Annotated in this window: 20 protein-coding genes; 8 read left to right on the top strand and 12 right to left on the bottom strand. The window is 72.6% G+C overall.

All coding sequences use genetic code 11. The features are described from left to right. Nucleotides 1-55: 55 nt before the first annotated feature. The 7 genes from ACYVP9_RS10010 to ACYVP9_RS09980 form a co-directional block, all read right to left on the bottom strand. Nucleotides 56-1,654 (bottom strand): acyl-CoA carboxylase subunit beta, encoded by a 1,599-nt coding sequence (locus ACYVP9_RS10010; RefSeq protein WP_460604659.1) that lies wholly within the window; start codon nucleotides 1,652-1,654, stop codon nucleotides 56-58. Continuing rightward, nucleotides 1,654-2,799 carry an acyl-CoA dehydrogenase family protein gene (locus tag ACYVP9_RS10005; RefSeq protein WP_460605056.1) on the bottom strand — a complete coding sequence of 382 codons (1,146 nt, stop codon included), beginning with the start codon at nucleotides 2,797-2,799 and terminating at the stop codon, nucleotides 1,654-1,656. Before ACYVP9_RS10005 ends, ACYVP9_RS10010 begins: the two co-directional genes overlap by 1 nt. A gap of 8 nt (nucleotides 2,800-2,807) precedes the next feature. Beyond that, the gene (locus ACYVP9_RS10000; protein ID WP_460605055.1) at nucleotides 2,808-4,487 is read right to left on the bottom strand and encodes an acyclic terpene utilization AtuA family protein; all 1,680 of its coding nucleotides are present in this window, start codon (nucleotides 4,485-4,487) and stop codon (nucleotides 2,808-2,810) included. A gap of 5 nt (nucleotides 4,488-4,492) precedes the next feature. After that, nucleotides 4,493-5,272: a TIGR03084 family metal-binding protein gene (locus ACYVP9_RS09995; RefSeq protein ID WP_460604658.1), complete on the bottom strand. Its 780-nt coding sequence runs from the start codon at nucleotides 5,270-5,272 to the stop codon at nucleotides 4,493-4,495. A 116-nt stretch (nucleotides 5,273-5,388) separates the two neighbouring features. Further along, a complete protein-coding gene (locus ACYVP9_RS09990; protein ID WP_460604657.1) occupies nucleotides 5,389-5,820 on the bottom strand; it encodes a hypothetical protein in 432 nt (143 codons plus the stop codon). Nucleotides 5,821-6,017: 197 nt separating this feature from the next. After that, the gene (locus ACYVP9_RS09985; protein ID WP_460605054.1) at nucleotides 6,018-6,773 is read right to left on the bottom strand and encodes an SDR family oxidoreductase; all 756 of its coding nucleotides are present in this window, start codon (nucleotides 6,771-6,773) and stop codon (nucleotides 6,018-6,020) included. Beyond that, on the bottom strand, nucleotides 6,770-7,099 hold the full coding sequence (locus ACYVP9_RS09980; protein ID WP_460604656.1) for a hypothetical protein: 330 nt from the start codon (nucleotides 7,097-7,099) through the stop codon (nucleotides 6,770-6,772). Before ACYVP9_RS09980 ends, ACYVP9_RS09985 begins: the two co-directional genes overlap by 4 nt. 121 nt (nucleotides 7,100-7,220) lie before the next feature. Between ACYVP9_RS09980 and ACYVP9_RS09975 the strand changes: the two genes are divergently transcribed. The 6 genes from ACYVP9_RS09975 to ACYVP9_RS09950 all read left to right on the top strand — a co-directional run bounded on the left by ACYVP9_RS09975 (nucleotide 7,221) and on the right by ACYVP9_RS09950 (nucleotide 13,261). Continuing rightward, entirely contained in the window at nucleotides 7,221-8,111 is an 891-nt protein-coding gene (locus ACYVP9_RS09975) for a Rossmann-like and DUF2520 domain-containing protein (protein WP_460604654.1), read from the top strand. Further along, entirely contained in the window at nucleotides 8,108-8,932 is an 825-nt protein-coding gene (gene panC, locus ACYVP9_RS09970; protein WP_460604652.1) for a 4-phosphopantoate--beta-alanine ligase, read from the top strand. Before ACYVP9_RS09975 ends, panC begins: the two co-directional genes overlap by 4 nt. Then, nucleotides 8,929-10,548 (top strand): L-aspartate oxidase, encoded by a 1,620-nt coding sequence (locus ACYVP9_RS09965; protein ID WP_460604651.1) that lies wholly within the window; start codon nucleotides 8,929-8,931, stop codon nucleotides 10,546-10,548. Before panC ends, ACYVP9_RS09965 begins: the two co-directional genes overlap by 4 nt. Further along, nucleotides 10,545-11,384, top strand: a complete 840-nt coding sequence (gene nadC / locus ACYVP9_RS09960; RefSeq protein ID WP_460604650.1) for a nicotinate-nucleotide diphosphorylase — start codon at nucleotides 10,545-10,547, stop codon at nucleotides 11,382-11,384. Before ACYVP9_RS09965 ends, nadC begins: the two co-directional genes overlap by 4 nt. Nucleotides 11,385-11,407: 23 nt before the next feature. Next, nucleotides 11,408-12,172, top strand: a complete 765-nt coding sequence (locus ACYVP9_RS09955; RefSeq protein ID WP_460604649.1) for a type III pantothenate kinase — start codon at nucleotides 11,408-11,410, stop codon at nucleotides 12,170-12,172. A gap of 171 nt (nucleotides 12,173-12,343) precedes the next feature. Continuing rightward, on the top strand, nucleotides 12,344-13,261 hold the full coding sequence (locus ACYVP9_RS09950; RefSeq protein ID WP_460604648.1) for an LLM class F420-dependent oxidoreductase: 918 nt from the start codon (nucleotides 12,344-12,346) through the stop codon (nucleotides 13,259-13,261). 90 nt (nucleotides 13,262-13,351) lie between these two features. Here ACYVP9_RS09950 and ACYVP9_RS09945 read toward each other — a convergent pair whose 3' ends face one another. Genes ACYVP9_RS09945 through ACYVP9_RS09930 form a run of 4 tightly spaced genes read right to left on the bottom strand, consistent with a single transcriptional unit; the run spans nucleotide 13,352 to nucleotide 16,786 of the window. Then, a complete protein-coding gene (locus tag ACYVP9_RS09945) occupies nucleotides 13,352-13,957 on the bottom strand; it encodes a response regulator transcription factor (protein ID WP_460604646.1) in 606 nt (201 codons plus the stop codon). After that, nucleotides 13,954-15,084 (bottom strand): sensor histidine kinase, encoded by a 1,131-nt coding sequence (locus tag ACYVP9_RS09940; RefSeq protein ID WP_460604645.1) that lies wholly within the window; start codon nucleotides 15,082-15,084, stop codon nucleotides 13,954-13,956. Before ACYVP9_RS09940 ends, ACYVP9_RS09945 begins: the two co-directional genes overlap by 4 nt. A 23-nt stretch (nucleotides 15,085-15,107) precedes the next feature. Then, entirely contained in the window at nucleotides 15,108-15,839 is a 732-nt protein-coding gene (locus ACYVP9_RS09935) for an ABC transporter permease (RefSeq protein WP_460604643.1), read from the bottom strand. Then, nucleotides 15,836-16,786 (bottom strand): ABC transporter ATP-binding protein, encoded by a 951-nt coding sequence (locus ACYVP9_RS09930; RefSeq protein ID WP_460604641.1) that lies wholly within the window; start codon nucleotides 16,784-16,786, stop codon nucleotides 15,836-15,838. The genes ACYVP9_RS09935 and ACYVP9_RS09930 overlap by 4 nt, the downstream gene beginning before the upstream one ends. Nucleotides 16,787-16,885: 99 nt before the next feature. Here ACYVP9_RS09930 and lysS point away from each other — a divergent pair, with 99 nt between their 5' ends. Both lysS and ACYVP9_RS09920 read left to right on the top strand, forming a co-directional pair. Next, nucleotides 16,886-18,409 carry a lysine--tRNA ligase gene (gene lysS, locus ACYVP9_RS09925; RefSeq protein WP_460604639.1) on the top strand — a complete coding sequence of 508 codons (1,524 nt, stop codon included), beginning with the start codon at nucleotides 16,886-16,888 and terminating at the stop codon, nucleotides 18,407-18,409. 163 nt (nucleotides 18,410-18,572) lie between these two features. After that, the gene (locus ACYVP9_RS09920) at nucleotides 18,573-18,920 is read left to right on the top strand and encodes a histone-like nucleoid-structuring protein Lsr2 (RefSeq protein WP_460604637.1); all 348 of its coding nucleotides are present in this window, start codon (nucleotides 18,573-18,575) and stop codon (nucleotides 18,918-18,920) included. A 55-nt stretch (nucleotides 18,921-18,975) separates the two neighbouring features. Here the strand turns inward: ACYVP9_RS09920 and ACYVP9_RS09915 are convergent, their stop codons facing one another. Further along, nucleotides 18,976-19,689 carry a dienelactone hydrolase family protein gene (locus ACYVP9_RS09915; protein WP_460604636.1) on the bottom strand — a complete coding sequence of 238 codons (714 nt, stop codon included), beginning with the start codon at nucleotides 19,687-19,689 and terminating at the stop codon, nucleotides 18,976-18,978. Nucleotides 19,690-19,724: the final 35 nt, after the last annotated feature.

The raw sequence follows: 19,724 nt of genomic DNA, 5'->3' as shown, positions 1-19,724 counted from the left end.
GAACGGTCGGGCCCTTCCGTTCCGACCCGGACGGACGCCGGACCCACGATGTCCCTCACAGCCGAAACACCCCGTACCCCGTCGCGCCCTCGACCGACCCCGAGTGGATCGCCGAGAGCGCGATCCCCAGGACCGTCCGGGTGTCGCGCGGGTCGATGATGCCGTCGTCGTACCCCATGCCCGACAGGAACATCGCGGCCGACTCCTTCTCGATCTGCGCCTCGACGTACTGCCGCATCTGCGCGTCGGCGGCCTCGTCGAACTCCTGGCCGCGGGCGGCGGCGGCCTGCCGTCCGACGATGGACATGACGCCGGCGAGCTGCGCGGGTCCCATGACGGCCGACTTCGCGTTGGGCCAGGTGAACAGGAAGCGGGGGCCGTACGCCCGTCCGCACATGCCGTAGTTGCCGGCGCCGTAGGACGAGCCCATCGTGACGGTCAGGTGCGGTACGCGCGAGTTCGAGACGGCGTTGATCATCTGTGCGCCGTGCTTGATGATGCCGCCGCGTTCGTACTCGGCGCCGACCATGTACCCGGTCGTGTTCTGCAGGAACAGCAGGGGCGTGTCGGCGCGGTTGGCGAGCTGGATGAACTGCGCGGCCTTCTGCGCCTCCTCGCTGAACAGCACGCCGCGGGCGTTGGCGAGGATGCCGATCGGAAAGCCGTGCAGCGACGCCCACCCGGTGACGAGGGACGTTCCGTAGAGCGGCTTGAACTCGTCGAAGTCGGACCCGTCGACGATGCGGCCGATGACCTCGCGCGGGTCGAAGGGCGTCTTGGGGTCGGACGGCACGAGGCCGAGCAGGTCCTCGACCTCGAGCACGGGTTCGGCGGGGTCGGGCGCGGGCGCGGGGCCGTGCTTGCGCCAGTTGAGCCGGGCGACGATGCGGCGGCCGATGCGGATGGCGTCCTGCTCGTCGAGGGCGTAGTGGTCGGCGAGGCCGGACTGCCGCGCGTGCAGGTCGGCGCCCCCGAGCGACTCGTCGTCGGAGTCCTCGCCCGTGGCCATCTTGACCAGGGGTGGTCCGGCGAGGAACACCTTCGAGCGTTCCCTGATCATCACGACGTGGTCGCTCATGCCGGGCACGTAGGCGCCGCCGGCGGTGCTGTTGCCGAACACCAGCGCGATGGTCGGGATGTTCGCGGCGGAGAGGCGGGTGAGGTCGCGGAAGATCCGTCCGCCGGGGATGAAGATGTCCTTCTGCGTCGGCAGGTCGGCGCCACCGGACTCGGTGAGTCCGATGACGGGCAACCGGTTCTCGAGCGCGATCTCGTGGGCGCGCAGTTGCTTCTTCAGGGTGTGCGGGTTCGACGCGCCGCCGCGGACGGTGGGGTCCGACCCGCTGATCAGGCATTCGACGCCGCTCACCACGCCGATGCCGGTGACGACGGACGCGCCGACCGGGAAGTCGGTGCCCCAGGCCGCGAGCGCACCGAGCTCGAGGAACGGCGAGCCGGGGTCGAGCAGCAGCTCGATGCGCTCGCGCACCAGCAGCTTGCCGCGGTCGTGGTGCCGCTTCGTGTACTTCTCGCCGCCGCCCGCGACCGCCTTCGCGTGTTCGACGTCGAGGGCGGCGAGTTGCTCGAGCAGGGACGCCCGGTTGGCCGCGTACTCGTCGGACGTCGGGTCGACGAGACTGCGCAGCACGCTCATCAGGAGTAGCCCAGCATCTTGGCCGCGAGCCCGGCGAGGATCTCGGTGGTGCCGCCGCCGATGCCGATGATGCGCATGTCGCGGTACTGCCGCTCGACCTCGCACTCGCGCATGTAGCCCATGCCGCCGTGCAGTTGCACGGCCTGGTGCGCGACCCACTCGCCGGCCTCGACGGCGGTGTTCTTCGCGAAGCACGCCTCGAGGATCAGGTTCGGGTCGGCGACCGCGCGCTGCGCGACCGAGCGTGTGTAGACGCGCGCCACCTCGATGCGGCGCGCCATCTCGGCGAGCGTGTGCTGCACCTGCTGCCGGCTGATCAGCGGACGTCCGAACGTGTCGCGCTCGCGGCACCACTGGGCGGTCAGGTCGAGGCAGCGCTGCGCGCACGCGTACGCCTGCGCGGCGAGGCCGATGCGTTCGGACACGAAGTTCTGCGCGATCTGCACGAAGCCGCTGTTCTCCTCGCCGACCAGGTTGGCGGCGGGCACGCGGACGTCGGCGTAGGACAGCTCGGCGGTGTCGGAGCACAGCCATCCCATTTTCGCGAGTTTGCGCGAAACCGTGAAACCCGGCGTGCCCTTGTCGACGACCAGGAGGGAGATGCCGTGCGCGCCCTCGTCGCCGGTGCGGACGGCGGTGACCACGAAATCGCCCCGCACCGCGGACGTGATGTAGGTCTTCGACCCGTTCACCACGTACTCGTCGCCGTCACGCTTCGCGGTGGTGCGCAACCGGGCGACGTCCGACCCGCCGTCGGGTTCGGTGACGGCGAGCGAGCCGATGAGCTCTCCCGCGAGTGTCGGACGGACATAGCGGTCGATCAGCTGCTCGCCGCCGCCGGCGACGATGTGCGGCAGGGCGATGCCCGATGTGAACAGCGACGCGAACGCCCCGCTCGAACCGCCGGCGTAGTGGAACTCCTCGGTGAGGACGAGCGCGTCGACCGCGTCGCCACCCCCGCCGCCCACGGCCTCGGGGTACGACAGCCCGATCAGCCCGAGCTCGCCCGCCCGCTTCGACAGCGAGCGCGGCAGTTCGCCGTCCGCCTCCCACTGCTCGAGGTGCGGCAGGACGTCCGTGGCGACGAAGCGGCGGACGGTGTCACGCAGCGCTTGCCGCTCGGGGGTCGAGAACGGATCGCTCACCACGGGGTTCACAGCAGCTCCTCCGGGACGTCCACGTGACGGGACCGCAACCACTCGCCGAGTGCCTTGGCCTGCGGGTCGTGTCGGGCGTCGTAGGCGACGCCCTCGCCGAGCAGGCCGTCGATCACGAAGTTCAGGGCGTGCAGGTTGGGCAGCACGTGCCGCTCGACCGGCAGGTGTGCCGCTTCGGGCAGCAACCGCCGCAGCGTGGGAACGTCGAGGAACCCGAGCAGCCACTGGAACTCGTGGTGCGTGCGGGCCCACACGCCCACGTTGGCGCCGCCGCCCTTGTCACCCGACCGCGCGCCGAACAGCCGCCCGAGCGGAACTCTCTGCTTCGGTCCGCCGTCCCACCTCGTGATCCGCGGTTCCGGGACGTCCTCGAGTTCCCTCGTCGCCCCCGTGGGCTCGATGCCGACCCGGGTGCCGTCGGGCAGGACGGCGACGTGCGGCACGGCGGCGCGGTCGACGGACGCGGCGCGGAACACGCCGTACGGCGACGCGTCGCCGGGTGGGGCGGTGACGTGGAAGCCCGGCACCGACGCGAGCGCCAGCTCGATGGCCCGCGACGAGAACGCCCGTCCGAGGGACTTCTGGTCGCTGCCGCGCACCACGCAGTGCAGCAGCGCCGACGCCTCCTCCTGCACGTCGGCGTCGGGCCGGTCGGTGCGTGCGAGCGTCCAGGTCGCGTCGACGTCGCGCAGCTGGGCGCGCAGCCACTCGGCCTTGGCGTCGATGTCGAGGCCGGTGAGCACGAAGGTCACCTCGTTGCGGAAGCCACCCAGAGCGTTCACGCCCACCTTGAGCGTGGGCGGGGGCGGTTCGCCGCGGACGCCGCTGATGCGGACGCGGTCGGTGCCGTCCTGGGCGAGGGCGATCGTGTCGAAGCGGGCGGTGACGTCCGGGCCCGCGTACCGGACGCCGCCGATCTCGTACAGCAGCTGCGCGGTCACGGTGCCGGTGGTCACCGCGCCGCCCGTGCCGGCGGGTTTGGTGACGACGGACGATCCGTCCGCCGAGACCTCGGCGATCGGGAAGCCGAGCGGACGGTCCCGGTGCGGCAGTTCGGTGAAGAAGGCGTAGTTGCCGCCGGTCGCCTGGGGTCCGCACTCGATGACGTGACCGGCCACGACCGCGCCGGCGAGCGCGTCCCAGTCGTCGCGGGCCCAGCCGAAGTGGGCCGCCGCGGGGCCGACGACCAGGGACGCGTCGGTGACCCGTCCCGTGACGACGATCTGCGCGCCGGCGCGCAGCGCCTCGGCGATGCCCCACGCGCCGAGGTAGGCGTTGACGGCGAGGGCATCGGCGCCCAGGTCGAGCTCGGCGGCACGATCGCGCAGGTCGTCGCCCTCGACGTGCGCGACGGCCACCTCGATGCCGGCGTTGTCGGCGAGCGTCCGGACGGCGTTGGCGAGCCCCGCCGGGTTCAGGCCACCCGCGTTGACGACGATGCGCACGCCCTTCTCGACCGCGGGCGCGAGCGCGGGTTCGAGCTGGCGCAGGAAGGTCCTCGCATAGCCGAGGTGGGGGTCGCGCAGGCGGTCGCGACCGAGGATGAGCATCGTCAGCTCGGCGAGGTAGTCGCCGGTCACGACGTCGCCCGCGCCGATCTCGGCGCAGGTCACCATGTCGTACAGCGCGCCGGCCCGGTCGCCGTAGAAGCCGGACGCGTTCGCGATGCGCAGCATCCCGGTCACGGGGCCTGCCGTCCGGTGCCGATCTTGCCGGCGAAGGCCTGGGCGATGTCGAGCCACCGGTCGGCGTCCGCGCCGACGGCCACGACGGCCAGCTCGCCGCGGTGGCGGCGCTGCGTGACCAGCAGGCAGAAGTCGAGGGCGGGTCCGGCCACCTGCTGGTCGGCGTCGTCGGGCCCCCAGGCCCAGAGATCGCCCGTGGGGCCGGTGAGTTCGACGCGGAACGGTTCGTCCGGAGGCGTCAGGCCCCGCAGCCGGAAGGAGAAGTCACGGGTGCGGACGCCGATATGCGCGATGCCGCGCAAACGGTCGGTGGGGCGGCGGGTGACGTCGAGCGTGTCGGCCACGTCCTGCCCGTGGGCCCACGTCTCCATCAGCCGTGCGGTCGCCATCGACACCGCGCCCATGGGCGGACCGAACCACGGCAGCTTCGCGCCGTCGGGCAGGGCGACCAGGGCTTCGCGCAGCGTCCGCCGGCTGTCGCGCCAGCCGGCCAGCAGCTGATCGGGGGGGCGCGCCGCGCCGCGCTCGGCCGCGTCGTCGACGAACGTGTCCAGGGTGGCGCTCGCGGTGGCGACGAACTCGTCCCAGCCCTCGCCCGTCGCCGCGGCGATCGCCGCGGAATCCGTCCAGGTCAGATGCGCGATCTGGTGCGCGATCGTCCAACCCTGCGCCGGGGTCGCGCGGCGCCACCCGGCGTCGTCCAGCGGGGCGACCAGGTCGTCGAGCGTCGCCGCCTCGGCGTCGAGATCGCCGAGCACCTCGGAGAGCGCGACCATGGGCGGGAGCCTGGCACGCCCACCCGAAAGAAGCAAGCACGCCTGATTGTTTTCAGTCGACGCCCTGGGTCGAGCACCGGCGTCGAGCGGCGAGTGCCGCGCGCCGGAAGGCGACGTCAGCGGGCGCGGCACTCCGGGGCGGCGCGCAGCATGCGGGTGTTGGCGACGGCCACCAACCCGTCCTCGGAGGCGAGCAGGGTGTTCAGCAGCCCGATGCGGACGATCTCCGCCTCGACGAGGGACGCGCGCTCGGGCAGGTAGAGCCGCACGCGCTCGCCGGGCTGGTACGGACGGATCAACAGCAGGCTGATGCCGGCGGCGACGCTGGCCGTGGTGCGGTGCGCCAGGACGAGGCCGGCGACGGCGACGGCCGCCGCTCCCGCGACGACGACGGGCGCCCCCGCGCCGAGCAGCAGCAGGAGCAGGACGACCGCGCCGGCGACCGCCACGGTCGCGGCCAGGGGTGCGAGCAGCGGCGCCGGACGGGAGAACGCGCGCTCGCGACGGGCCGCCAGGGCCCGCCGCGCGTCCTCGCGCATACTCGTCATCCGCTCCACATCCCCTGTCTAACAAGGCTTTCCCGCTTCAACAGTGCCCGGGCCGCCGACGTGCCGTGCGCCCTAGGTGAGAGCCGTCACCCCGATGCGATACCGCCCTGATTGCACCGATGCGTCCGGACGGACCGGGCAGCGAGAACCCTGCGACGACTCGTATCGCGGACGTCGCCTGCGTACGGCGAGCGGTGTCAGGCGAAGCGGCGGACGAGCCCCAGCGGCGCGTGTCGCAGCAGCATGCCGATCGGGCGCCACGGCCAGCTCGGCACCTCGGCGGACGCGACCTCGCGCTCGATCGCCCGCACCATGGCGCGCACCCCGGCCTCGGTCGTCGTCATGAGCGGCGTCCGTCGTGCGACGCGGTCGTTCATCTCCGACTCGATGTAACCGGGGAACAGGGTCGTCACCCGGATGCGCGTGCCCAGCGTCTCGGCGCGCAGACCTTCGGCGAGCGTCGCCACCCCGGCCTTGGACGCGGCGTACGCGGTCATCGACCTCGGCATGCCGCGCATCGCCGACATCGAGGAGACCACGACGAGATGGCCGGCGTCCGCAGCACGGAACAGCTCCATCGCCGCCTCGCACTGCGCCAGCGCCGACACGAGGTTGGTCGTGATCGTCTGCCGGTTGACGTCGAAGCGTCCGGTGCCGATCGGGGCGCCCTTGCCGAGCCCGGCGTTGACGACGACGCGGTCGAGGCCGCCCAGCTCGTCCGCCAGCGCACGGAAGCCCGCGAACACCGCGTCGTGGTCGTCGACGTCGAGCGCGCGGACGGCCACGGTGCAGCCGGGGTGGGCGGCCGTCACCTCGTCGCGCAACGCGTCCAGCCGGTCGAGGCGCCGCGCGCACAACGCCAGGTCGTGACCTCGGGCGGCGAACTGCCGTGCCATCTCGGCGCCGAGCCCGGCGCTCGCCCCCGTGATCAGGACCCGGCGGCGGGCCATCAGTTGCCGAAGGGCCAGGCGGCGTCGCCCTGGGGCTCCAGCTGGGCGCGGGTCTGCTGGGCCTGCTGCGCCAGTCGGTCGGCGGTGGCGAACACCAGCTGCGCGACGTCGACACCGGTCTGGTCGGCGAGCAGGTAGACGCCGTAGGCGAGCTCGCCCAGGCGCGAGCCCCAGTCGGGGCCGGGGCGGTACGGCCGGCGGCCACGGTCGGTGCCGTCCGTCGCCGTGGCGCTCAGCGCACCCAGCATGGTCTGCAGCTCGAGCAACAGGGTCGGGACCGTGGCGTGCAGATCGGCGACGTCGGCGCTGCGCGCGACGGCCTGTTGCACGTCCCGCCGGGGGTCCCGACTCGAATCTGTGCTCCCTGGGCTTTCGGTCACGACGTGTGAACTTACCGTCCGGCGACGGCGCGGCAGGCGGGCCGCCCGTCCGCCATTAGGCTCGCGTCCCGTGGGCGGTGCCAGCGGTGAGTCGCCGCGACCCGCGCGGTTGCGCGTCGGAGTGCTGGGTGTGGGCCGGGTCGGCAGCGCGCTCGGCGCGGCGCTCGCGCGCGCCGGTCACGAGGTCGTGGCGGTGGCGGCGGTGTCCGACCGCTCGCGCGCCCGTGCGGCGCAGCGGCTTCCCGGTGCGGCCGTGCTGCCGCCCGACGAGGTGGTCGCCGCGTCCGACCTCGTGCTCGTCGCGGTGCCCGACGACGCGTTGCGTCCGCTGGTGTCCGGGCTCGCCGACACCGGCGCGTGGCGCCCCGGGCAGCTCGTCGCGCACACGTCGGGCGCCCAGGGCATCGGCGTGCTCGACGCGGCTGCGGCCCGCGGGGTCGTCGCGCTCGCCCTGCACCCGGTCATGACGTTCGCCGGCCGCGCGGAGGATCTCGACCGGCTCGCCAACACGCCGTTCGGCGTGACCGCGCAGGACGACTTCCGCGTCGTCGCCGAGTCGCTCGTGCTCGAGATGGGCGGCGAGCCGCTGTGGGTGCCCGAGCGGGCCCGCCCGCTCTACCACGCGGCGTTGTCGGTGGCGTCGAACCACCTCGTCACCGTCGTCAACGACGCGCTGTCGATGCTCGACGGCGTGGGGGTCACCGACCCGGCACGCCTGGTCGCGCCGCTGCTCAGCGCGTCGCTCGACAACGTGCTGCGGCTGCGCGACGACGCCCTCACCGGACCGGTGTCGCGCGGTGACGTCGCGACCGTCCGCCGGCACCTGTCCGGTCTGGCGGCGGACGCACCGGACGTCCTGCCCGCCTACCGGGCGATGGCCCTGCGCACCGCCGAACGGGCCCTGGCGTCCGGACGGCTGGACGCCGGTCAGTTCGCGTCGATCACGGAGGTGCTGTCGTGAAGGTCGTACGCAGCCGCACGGAGTTCCTGGCCGCGCGGGCCCAGCTGGCCACGCCGGTCGGTCTCGTGCCCACGATGGGGGCGCTGCACGCCGGTCACCGCGCCCTGCTCGAGACCGCCCGCGAGCAGTGCGCGAGTGTGGTCACGACGAACTTCGTCAACCCGATGCAGTTCGCCCCGACGGACGATCTCGCGCGCTACCCGCGCACCCTGGAGGCCGACCTCGCGCTGTGCGACGAGGTGGGCGTCGACCTCGTCTGGGCCCCCGGCGTCGAGGACGTCTACCCGCGCGGCAGCAGCCGCATCCGCATCGAACCGGGACCGGCCGGCGACCTGCTCGAGGGCGCGTCCAGGCCGGGTCATTTCGCGGGCGTGCTCACCGTTGTCGCGAAGTTCCTCAATCTCGTCCGACCGGGTCGTGCGTACTTCGGCGAGAAGGACTACCAGCAGTTGACCCTCGTCCGGCAGCTCGTCGACGACCTGGACCTCGACTCGGCGATCGTCGGGGTGCCCACGGTCCGCGAGCCGGACGGTCTCGCGCTGTCCAGCCGCAACGTCTACCTCTCGGCGGACGAACGGCGCCACGCCCTCGCGCTGTCCCGTGCGTTGCTGGCCGGTCAGGCGGCGTCGCCGGCAGGCGCGATCGCCGTCATCACCACTGCCACGGCCGAACTCGCGCTGGAACCGGGGGTCGACGTCGACTACCTCGAGCTGCGCGCCGCCGACCTCGGCGAGATCCCCGAGCACGGGTCGGCGCGACTGCTGGTCGCCGCCCGGGTCGGCACCACCCGGCTCATCGACAACGTGGGGATCGAACTGTGACCGCCTTGCAGGCGCCCGCCCCCGGCTGGACGGTCGACACCGACGTCGTGGTGGTCGGGTCCGGCATCGCCGGGCTGACGACCGCGCTGCACCTGAGCCGGCAGTCGTCGCTGCGGGTGCTGCTCGTCACCAAGGACGTGCTCGCCGCCGGGTCGACGCGCTGGGCCCAGGGCGGCATCGCCGCGGCGCTCGGCGCCGCCGACTCGCCGGACGACCACTTCACCGACACGGTGGTGGCCGGCGCGGGTGTGTGCGACGAGGCCGCCGTCCGGCTGCTGGTGCGTGAGGGCCCGGCGGCCGTCCGCGAGCTCGCGCAGCTCGGCGCGCGCTTCGACACGGCACTCGACGGGACGCTGTCGCTCACCCGCGAGGGCGGGCACCACCGCGACCGCATCGCGCACGCCGGCGGCGACGCGACCGGCGAGGAGATCGAGCGTGCGCTCGTCACCCGCGTCCGCGACGCGAGCGGTGTCGACATCATCGAGCACGCGCTGCTGCTCGACCTCGCCCACGCGGCGGACGGCAGCGTCGCCGGGCTCACCCTGCACGTGATGGGCGAGGGGCAGCGCGACGGTGTCGGACGGGTCCGGGCGCGCGCCGTGGTGCTCGCCACCGGTGGCTTCGGGCAGGTGTACGCCTCGACGACGAACCCGAGCGTGTCGACCGGGGACGGCGTCGCGGCCGCGCTCCGCGCGGGCGCCGTCGTCCGTGACCTCGAGTTCGTGCAGTTCCACCCGACCGTCACGTGGCTCGGGCCGGCGTCGCGCGGCCAGCAGCCACTGGTCAGCGAGGCCGTCCGCGGCGAGGGGGCGTTCCTCGTCGACGACGAGGGCAACCGCTTCATGCAGGGGGTGCACGAGCTCGCCGACCTCGCACCGCGCGACGTCGTGGCGAAGGCGATCCTGCGCCGGATGCGCGAGACCGGCGCCGAGCACGTCTGGCTCGACGCGACCCACTTCGGGCTCGAGAAGTGGCGCGTGCGGTTCCCGACCATCCACGCGACGCTGCTGTCGCTCGGCATCGACCCGGTCACCCAGCCGATCCCGGTCGTGCCCGCCTGCCACTACGCCAGCGGCGGCGTCCGCGTCGACCTCGACGGCGAGTCGTCGTTGCGCAACCTGTTCGTCGTCGGCGAGGCCGCGTGCACCGGTGTGCACGGGGCGAACCGGCTCGCGTCGAACTCGCTGCTCGAGGGACTCGTGTTCGGCCACCGCATCGCCGAGCGGGTCATGGCGCGGCTGGGCGAGCCCGCGGCCCCGCCCGACGCGACGACGGGTCCGTCGACACCCCTCGTCGGTGGCGACGCGCGGCGCTCGCTGCAGCGGCTGATGTCGCGCGACGTCGGCGTGCTGCGCGACGAGAAGGGGTTGGCACTCGCGTCCGCCGAACTCCCCGAGCCGGACGGCGCCGCCGAACCCGGTACCGAGGCCTGGGAGACGACCAACCTCGTCACCGTGGCCCGCGCACTCGTGCAGGCGGCGCAGCGGCGCGAGGAGACGCGTGGCACCCACTGGCGCGACGACCATCCCGACACCGACGACCGCTGGCGCGGCCATCTCGACACCGTCATGGCGGCGGACGGCACGCTCACCACGAGCTTCGAGGCGGACGCGTGAGCGACCTGCCCGAGCACGTCGTCGCCGATGTCGTCGCCCGCGCGCTCGAGGAGGACCTCGGCGCCGCCGGTGACGTCACGACCCTCGCCACCGTGCCCGCGGACGCGATCGCGCGAGCCGAGCTGGTCAGTCGCCAGCACGGGGTCGTCGCGGGGCTGCCGGTCGCCGCGGCGGCGTTCGCGGCGGTCGGCCAGGGCCGGGTGCACGTCGAGTTCGGCAGCGCCGACGGGGCACGCGTCGAGCCCGGCGAGGTGCTCGCCACCGCCCACGGACCTTTGCGCGACCTGCTCACGGCCGAGCGGACGGCCCTCAACCTCATCGGGCACCTGTCCGGCGTCGCCACGCTCACCCGCCGCTGGGTCGACGCGATCGAGGGCACCGGCGCGCGGGTTCGCGACACCCGCAAGACCATGCCCGGCCTGCGCCTGCTCGAGAAGTACGCCGTGCGTTGCGGTGGCGGCGTGAACCACCGCATGTCGTTGTCGGACGCCGCCCTGGTCAAGGACAACCACGTGGTGGCCGCGGGCGGTGTGGTGCCGGCGTTCGAGGCCGTCCGCCGCGCCTACCCGGGACTCCCGCTGGAGATCGAGGTCGACACCGTCGAGCAGGCCCGCGAGGTCATCGACGCGGGCGCCGACCTGGTGCTGCTCGACAACATGGCTCCCGAACTCATGCGTGAGGTCGTCGATTTCTCGCGCGGTCGCGCAAAACTCGAGGCGTCGGGCCGGTTGTCGCTCGACAACGCCCGTGCGGTCGCGGAGACGGGGGTCGACTACCTTGCGGTGGGGGCGCTCACGCACTCCGCGCCCGTCCTCGACATCGGTCTCGACCTCTAGCCCCAGCACCCAAGGACCTACTGATGCTGCTCGCCATCGACGTCGGCAACACGAACACGGTCATGGGCGTGTTCGAGGGTGAGGAGATGCGCGATTCGTGGCGCATCAAGTCCGACGCCCGCACGACCGCCGACGAGCTCGCGCTCGCGTTCCGGGGTCTCGTCGCCGACACCCCGGTCACGGGCATCGCCGCGTGCTCGACCGTCCCGGCGGTCATGCGCGAACTGCGGACGATGCTCGCGCGCTACTACGCGGGCATCCCGACCGTGCTGGTCGAGCCGGGCGTGCGCACCGGGGTCAGCATCCTCACCGACAACCCGAAGGAGGTCGGCAGCGACCGCATCTGCAACACCGCGGCCGCGTACCACCTCACCGACGGGCCGTCGATCGTCGTCGACTTCGGCACCTCGACGAACTTCGACGTCGTGAGCCCGCGCGGCGACTTCCTCGGTGGCGCGCTCGCCCCGGGCATCGAGATCTCGCTGGACGCCCTCGCCGCCCGCGCCGCCCAGCTGCGCAAGGTCGAGCTCGTCGCCCCGCGCAGCCCCATCGGCAAGAACACCGTCGAGTCGCTGCAGTCGGGCATCCTCTACGGCTTCGCCGGCCAGGTCGACGGCATGGTGCGCCGCCTGTCGTCCGCGCTCGTCCCCGACGACCCGGGCAGCGTCCACGTCATCGCGACCGGCGGCCTCGCGTCCCTCGTGATCGACCACAGCGAGACCGTCACGCGCTACGAACCCGCCCTCACCCTGATCGGGCTGCGGCTGATCTGGGAGCGCAATTCCTGATCGCCGCGGCGCCAGCGGCACCCTCCTGCGAAATCTGTATTACACGCGCCGACGCGTGTAATACAGATTAGGGACGAGGGGGTCGGGCGGACCGGGGCCGCCGAGCACCGTCCGCACCTGTGCGTCGGAGTCGCGTGAACGCCGCTTCGCGCCCCTCCCTAGGCTCGGACCATGCAGCTTCGCATCTTCACCGAACCGCAGCAGGGCGCGAGCTACGCCGACCTGCTGACCATCGCGAAGGCCACGGAGGACCTCGGGTACGACGCCTTCTTCCGGTCCGACCACTACCTCAAGATGGGTGGCGTGGACGGTCTGCCGGGACCGTCCGACGCCTGGATCACGCTGGCCGCCCTCGCCCGCGACACCTCGCGGGTGCGGCTCGGCACGCTGGTCACGCCGGCGACGTTCCGACACCCCGGACCTCTCGCCATCAGCGTCGCCAACGTCGACGACATGAGCGGCGGACGGGTCGAGCTCGGCCTGGGAGCGGGCTGGTTCGACGCCGAGCACAAGGCGTACGGCATCCCGTACCCCGACACGAAGGAGCGCTTCGACCGCTTCGCCGAGCAGCTCGAGATCATCGCCGGCCTGCTGGGCACGCCCGCGGGCGAGACGTACTCGTTCAGCGGCGAGCACTACACCGTCACCGACTCGCCGGCGCTGCCCAAGCCGGTGCAGTCGCCGCGTCCGCCGATCATCCTCGGCGGCGCCGGCAAGAAGCGTGGCGCCGCGCTCGCCGCCCGCTTCGCCGACGAGTACAACGTCGCGTTCTCGTCCCTCGAGGACACCAAGGCCGTCCTCGGACGGGTCCGTGCGGCCGTCACCGAGCGGGAGATCGTCTACTCGGCCGCGCAGACGCTCTGCCTGGGCAAGGACGACGCCGAGGTCGCCCGCCGCGCGCAGGCGATCGGGCGCGAGGTCGACGAGATCCGCGGCTCCAGCGCCGCCGCCGGCACCGTGAGCGAGGTCGTCGACAAGATCGGAGCGTTCGGGGCCGAGGGCGTCACCCGGTTCTACCTGCAGGTGCTCGATCTGGCCGACCTCGACCACCTCGAGCTCGCCACCGAGCTGGCCCGCCAGCTCCCGTAACCCGTTGAGTGGCGCGGTTTCGCGACGAGTGGCGCGGAATTCCGCGCCACTGGGCGGCGAAACGCGCCACTCAACCGGAGTGTGGGCAGGTCAGAGCCAGCCCCGCTCGTCCGCGACGCGGATCGCCTCGATCCGGTTGCGGACACCGGTCTTGGCGATCGCGGCCGACAGGTAGTTGCGCACGGTTCCCTCGGACAGGAACAGCTTCGCGGCGACATCGGCGACGGTCGCGCCGTCGCGGGCGGCGACGAGCACGTCGCGCTCGCGTCCGGTGAGGGGGGACGGTCCGCCGGCCAGCGTCGCCGCGGCCAGCGCCGGGTCGACCACGCGTTCGCCGCGGGCGACCCGGCGGACCGCGTCGGCGAGCTGCTCGGCCGGGGCGTCCTTGACCACGAAGCCGGACGCGCCCGCCTCCATCGCGCGGCGCAGGTATCCGGCCCGCCCGAACGCGGTGAGGATCAGCAGTCGGCATCCCGGCAGCTCCTGTGCGAGCGCGGCCGCCGCGGCGAGGCCGTCCATGCCCGGCATCTCGATGTCGAGCAGGGCGACGTCCGGACGGGCCTCCACCGCCGCCGCCACCACCTCGTCGCCGCGGGCCACCTGCGCGACCACCTCGAAGTCGTCCTCGAGGTCGAGCAGCGCGGCCAGGGCGGTGCGGACGAGGTTCTGGTCGTCCGCGAGCAGCAGCCGGATCACGGGACGGCCGCCGGGGTCGGGGCCACCGCGGGGACGGGCACGTCGACACACAGCCGGAATCCGTCGCCCTGGTGGATCTCCAGCGTGCCGCCGACGGCCTCGACCCGCTCGCGCAGCCCCGTCAGGCCGTTGCCGGGGACGGCCGAGCCGCCCCGCCCGTCGTCGGCCACCTCGAGCCGTCGCGGACCGAACGTGACGCGGACGTGCTGGGCGCGGGAGTGGCGGACGGCGTTCGTCACGCCCTCGCGCACGACCCAGCCGAACAGCTGGTCGACGTCGGCGTCGACCTCGGCCACGCTGGCGGGCAGTTCGGCGATGATGCCCGAGGCGCGCAGCACCTCGCGGGCGGTCGCGAGCTCACCGGCCAGCGTGATCTCGCGATGGGACGACACCGCCGCACGCACGTCACCGAGCGTGCGCCGGGCGAGCTGCTCGACCTCGCCGATCTCGGCGCGGGCGCGGTCGTCCTCGCCGCGCTCGGCCAGCTTGCGGGCGAGACCCGCCTTCACGGTGATCGTCGTCAGCGAGTGGCCGAGCAGGTCGTGCAGGTCGCGGGCGATGCGAGAGCGCTCGTTCTCGGCCGCCAGCCGCGCGACCTCGGCCCGCGCCCGGGCGAGCGCGATGTTCGACTCGACGACGGCGAAGAACCCGAACATCGCCAGCGACACCAGGGCGGTGACGACGCCGAGATCCCAGGCGATGCCGGTGTCCCACGCGGGCACGAGCGGCGGCAGGAACAGCGACACCAGCACGTAGCCGCCGACCGCGAGCGGCGCCCAGCGCCTGCGCGTGGCCACCGTGAGCACCGAGAGGTAGACGAGGAACACCAGCGCGTCGCCGTGGGCGAAGAAGCACTCGACGACCGTGAGTGCTGCCGCGGCCGCGTAGAGCCACCAGAAGCGGCGGTGCATGCCCGACCAGCCCACGGGCAACGCCGTCAGGTACACGACGGCGAAGGCGGCGAGCACCACGTAGCCGACCACCTGTGCGGCGCCGTCCGAGTGCTCGCGGACGCCGGTGCCGGTCTGGCCGAGGTAGATCAACCACAGGCCGGGGAACGCGTACCGCTGCCACCCGCGGTTCCACCCGCGGACGGTGCCCTGGGCGGTGGCATCGGGCTCGGACATGTCGTCCACGCTAAACCGGCGCCTCAGGTCCGGGCGGTGTCGCGGCGGTACGCCCACGCCGCGCCGACGCCGAACACGACCGTCCAGGCGGCGACCACGATCCACGCCTCCGGGGTCCAGCTCTCGCCGCCGACCCCGGTCTTGCCCGCCTGGACCAGCCAGAAGGACGGGATGAGCCGGACGAACTCGTGCATGAACCCGCCGCCCTGGCCGATGGGGAAGTAGGCCCCGCCGAGCAGCGAGAACAACGACATGCCACCGCCGATGACCGGTCCCATGCTGTCGCTGCGGATGAGGTGGCCGAGCATGATGCCGATCGCCGCGAACGGCACCAGCGCGACGAGCACGAGTCCGACCGTCGTCGCCCAGTCGGCCGCGGAGAACGTCACGCCGAGGGTCAGCGCCGCCGCCGTCAGCAGGGCCAGCACGATGACCGCGAGCACGTAGGACGTCACGATCTTCGTGCGCAGGTACGCCGACGGTGCCAGCGGCGTGAGCCGCAGCGACCGGTTCCAGTTGATCTGCCGCTCGTAGGCGATGCGCGCCCCTCCCGACAGCACCGCGGCGAGCGTGCCGAAGGCGACCATGCCCGCGAAGTAGAAGCGCGGGAACGACACGCCGGGCACGGCGTCGTTGTTGCGGTTGGATCCTGCGATGGCGAAGAACATGACCATCGGGAAGACGATCGAGAAGATGAAGTTCTGCCGGTTGCGGAACAGCCGCAGGAACTCGTACTTCGTATAGACGGCGTTCATCGCGCGACCTCCTGCGTGGTGTCGGTGGCGGACGGCTCGTCGCCGGTGAGGGCGAGGAAGGCGGCCTCGAGCCCGGCGCCGCTCACCTCGATGTCGCGGGCCTGCTCGTAGCCGTTCAGCAGCGCCCGCAGCGCGGTGTCGGCGTCCTGGCAGGTGAGGATCACCGAGTCGCCCCTGCTGTCGGTGGCGACGACGCCGGGCAGCCGGCCGAGCTCGAGCAGCGACGCCCCGGGGACCGTCGCCCGGATGGTGCGCGAGCCGACGGTCGCCTTGATCTCGTTCGCGGGACCGTCCGCGACGACCCGGCCGCGGGCCATCAGCACGATCCGGTCGGCGTACTGGTCGGCCTCGTCCAGGTAGTGGGTCGCGAACAGCACCGTCCGGCCGCCCCGGGCGAAGTCGCGGACGGCCTCCCAGAACACGTGCCGACCCTCCACGTCCATCGCGATGGTGGGCTCGTCGAGCACGAGCAGGTCGGGGTTGCTCACCAGCGCGAGCGCCGCCCGCACCCGCTGCGTCTGGCCGCCCGACAGCTTGTCGGTGCGGCGTCCGGCGATGTCGGCGATGCCGGTCACCCGCATGACCTCGTCCAGTGGCATGGGGTCGCGGTAGAGCGCGCCCATCATGACGAGCAGCTCGCGGACGGACATGAACGGCAGCAACCCGCCCGTCTGCAGCATCGCGCCGACCGCGCCCGAGCGGGTGGCCTGCGTCGGCTGCTGTCCGAAGACGGTGATGCGTCCGGCGTCGGGGTCGGCGAGCCCCAGCAGCATGTCGATCGTCGTGCTCTTGCCGGCGCCGTTCGGCCCGAGCAGGGCGACGGTCTCGCCGGGGGCGATCCGCAGGTCGAGACCGGCCACGGCGTGCACCGGGCCCTGGGGTGACCGGAAGGTCTTCGTGACGCCGGTGAGCTCGATGCCCGCCGACGTGGTCGGTGTCGAAGTCATGCCCGCTACGTTCGCGGACGGGCGTTTCGTCCGGCAGTGCTGAGGCCCTGCTATCCGCCATGACATTCGTCAGGGGGACCGTCGTTAGGCTTTGGTCCCGTGACCGACCCCGCCGTGGCCCCCGCTGGGGACCCTGCCGCCGCCGACGACCTGCCCGAGCAGCTGCGGGTCCGTCGTGAGAAGTACGACCGGCTCGTCGCGGACCCCGAGCACGCGCCGTTCCCGACCGGGGTCCCGCGTACGGCGACCCTGGCCGAGGTGCGCGCGGCGCATCCCGCGGTCGAGCCCGGCGAGGGCACCGGCGTCGTCGAGGGCGTCACGGGGCGCGTGATCTTCGTCCGCAACACCGGCAAGCTCTGTTTCGCGCTGCTGCGTGAGGAGGACGCCGAACTGCAGGTCATGCTGTCGCAGGACAGGGTCGGCGCCGACCGACTGGCGGCGTGGAAGGCCGACGTCGATCTCGGGGACATCGTGTTCGTGCGCGGCGAGGTGGTCGCGTCCAAGCGCGGCGAATTGTCGATTATGGCGGACGAATACCGCGTCACCGCGAAAGCACTACGGCCCCTGCCCGTCGCGCACAAGCCGTTGTCGGACGAGCTGCGCATGCGGCAGCGCTATGTCGATCTCATCGTGCGTCCCGAGGCGCGCCGAATGGTGTACACGCGCGCACGCGTATTGCGGTCGCTGCGCGAGACGTTCGACGCGCGCGCGTACACCGAGGTCGAAACGCCGATCCTGCAGAGCGTGCACGGGGGCGCGGCCGCGCGGCCGTTCCACACGCACCTGAACGCATTCGATCAGCAGATGTCGCTGCGCATCGCCACCGAGCTGTACCTGAAGCGGTGCGTGGTCGGCGGAATTGCCCGCGTCTACGAGATGGGGCCGGCCTTCCGCAACGAGGGTGTCGATTCCAGTCACTCGCCCGAATACACCTTGCTCGAGGCGTACGAGGCCTACGGCGACTACGACACGATGGCCGACCTGATGCGCGCCCTGATCGTCGACGCGGCGGAGGCGGTCGGCAATCCGCGTCCGGTGACGGCGGACGGGGTCGAGCTGGACCTGCCCGGCGAGTGGCGGCGGGCGTCCCTGCACGGGCTGGTCGCCGAGGCGCTGGGCGAACCCGTCGACGTCGAGACCCCGGCCGCCACGCTGCGCGAGCTCGCCGACCGTGCCGGCGTGGGCCTCGACCCGAAGTGGGACGCGGGCGAGATCGTCCTCGAGCTCTACGAGAAGCTCGTCGAGCACACCCTCGTGCAGCCGACGTTCGTGCTCGACTATCCCGCGTCCGTGCGCCCGCTGGCCCGCCCGCACCGGGACGATCCGCGCCTGGCCGAGGCCTGGGACCTCGTCATCGACGGCGTCGAGGTCGGGGTCGCGTACTCCGAGCTCGTCGATCCGGTCGAGCAGCGCCGCCGGCTCACCGAGCAGTCGATCGCGGCCGCGGCCGGCGACCCCGAGGCCATGGAACTGGACGAGGACTTCCTGCGGGCACTCGAATACGGCGCGCCGCCGATGGGCGGCCTCGGACTCGGCGTCGACCGGTTGCTGATGACGCTGACCGGCAAGGGCATCCGCGAGACCATCCTGTTCCCGCTGCTCAAGGACGCGCCCGAAAGCTGAGCGCGCAATTACTGTCCGCTGTGGGCACGGTCAATTGGTGCCGCCTAATGCGCCGAATCGGTTTTGCCGCGCCACGGATGCAGTCCCGCCGCTTTATGCAGAGGCGGTAGGCTATCGTGGGTTGCGTCGAATGAAACCCCCCGCGACAGAAATGGCACACTCCATGGCACAGAAGACCGTCGTCACCCTTATCGACGACCTCGACAACTCCAAGGCGGACGAGACGGTGTCGTTCAGCCTCGACGGCGCCAGTTACGAGATCGACCTTTCCTCCTCGAATGCGGCCGAGCTGCGTGACGTGATGGCCAAATACGTCGCGAACGCCCGCCGTGCCAGCGGCCGCGGCCCCCGCACGAATGGCACGGGCGCCGTCAAGCGCGGCCGTCCGGCCCGTGGCGACCGTGAGCAGACCCAGGCCATTCGCGAGTGGGCGCGCAACCACGACTACAAGGTCGGCGAGAAGGGTCGTATCCCGGCGCACATCGTCGAGGCGTACAACGCCCAGAACTGAATTCCGCACGTACCGAACAGGGCCCGGGTCGAGCTGACCCGGGCCCTGTCGCGTGTCAGTGCAGGTGCCGTTCGAAGAACGCCTCGATGCGGGACCAGGCGTCGTCGGCGGACGCGGGATGGGGCCCGAGCCCCGCGATGCGCTGCAGCGGCTGCGTGACGGACGGGCCGAACCCGCGGTCGTTGAGGAACGAGTGGCCCGCGCCGGGGTACTCCTTCACGTCGTGCTCGACGCCGAGCCGCTCGAGCGTCCGCTCGAGTGTCGCGGCCGACCCGCGCAGGGTGACGTCGCGCCGGCCGTAGCTGGCCACGACCGGGCAGGCGCCCCGCAGGACCTCGTCGGCGTGGCGGGGCACGGTGCCGTAGTTGGCCGACGCGGCGTCGAAACCCCGGGCGGCGGTCACGAGGGCGAAGCCGCCGCCCATGCAGAAGCCGATGACGCCCACCTTGCCGCTGCACCGCGCGTCCCCGGCCACGTGCTGCCGGGCCGCCTCGATGTCGGCGTACGGACGTCCCCGCTGCGCCAGCAGGGCCCGGAAGGTCGACAGCAGGCAGCGCCGGGCACCCCCGTCGCTGAACAGGTCCACCGCGAACGCAAGGTAGCCGGCGGCTGCGAGCCGGTCGGTGTGGCGCCGGGTGATGTCGTCCAGGCCCAGCGCCTCGTGCAGCACGACGACGCCGGGGAAGGGGCCGGTGCCCTCCGGTTCGGCCAGATACCCGCGCAATCGCTGCGATCCGCCGTCGACCCGTCCGAGCACCTCATCGGCCATTCCTGCTCCTCGCGCAGCTGCGAAACCCGGGCCGT

Source organism: Jatrophihabitans fulvus, assembly GCF_054781375.1.
Note: the sequence above shows the minus strand (reverse complement) of the source record. Positions and strands in the feature narration are given on the sequence as shown.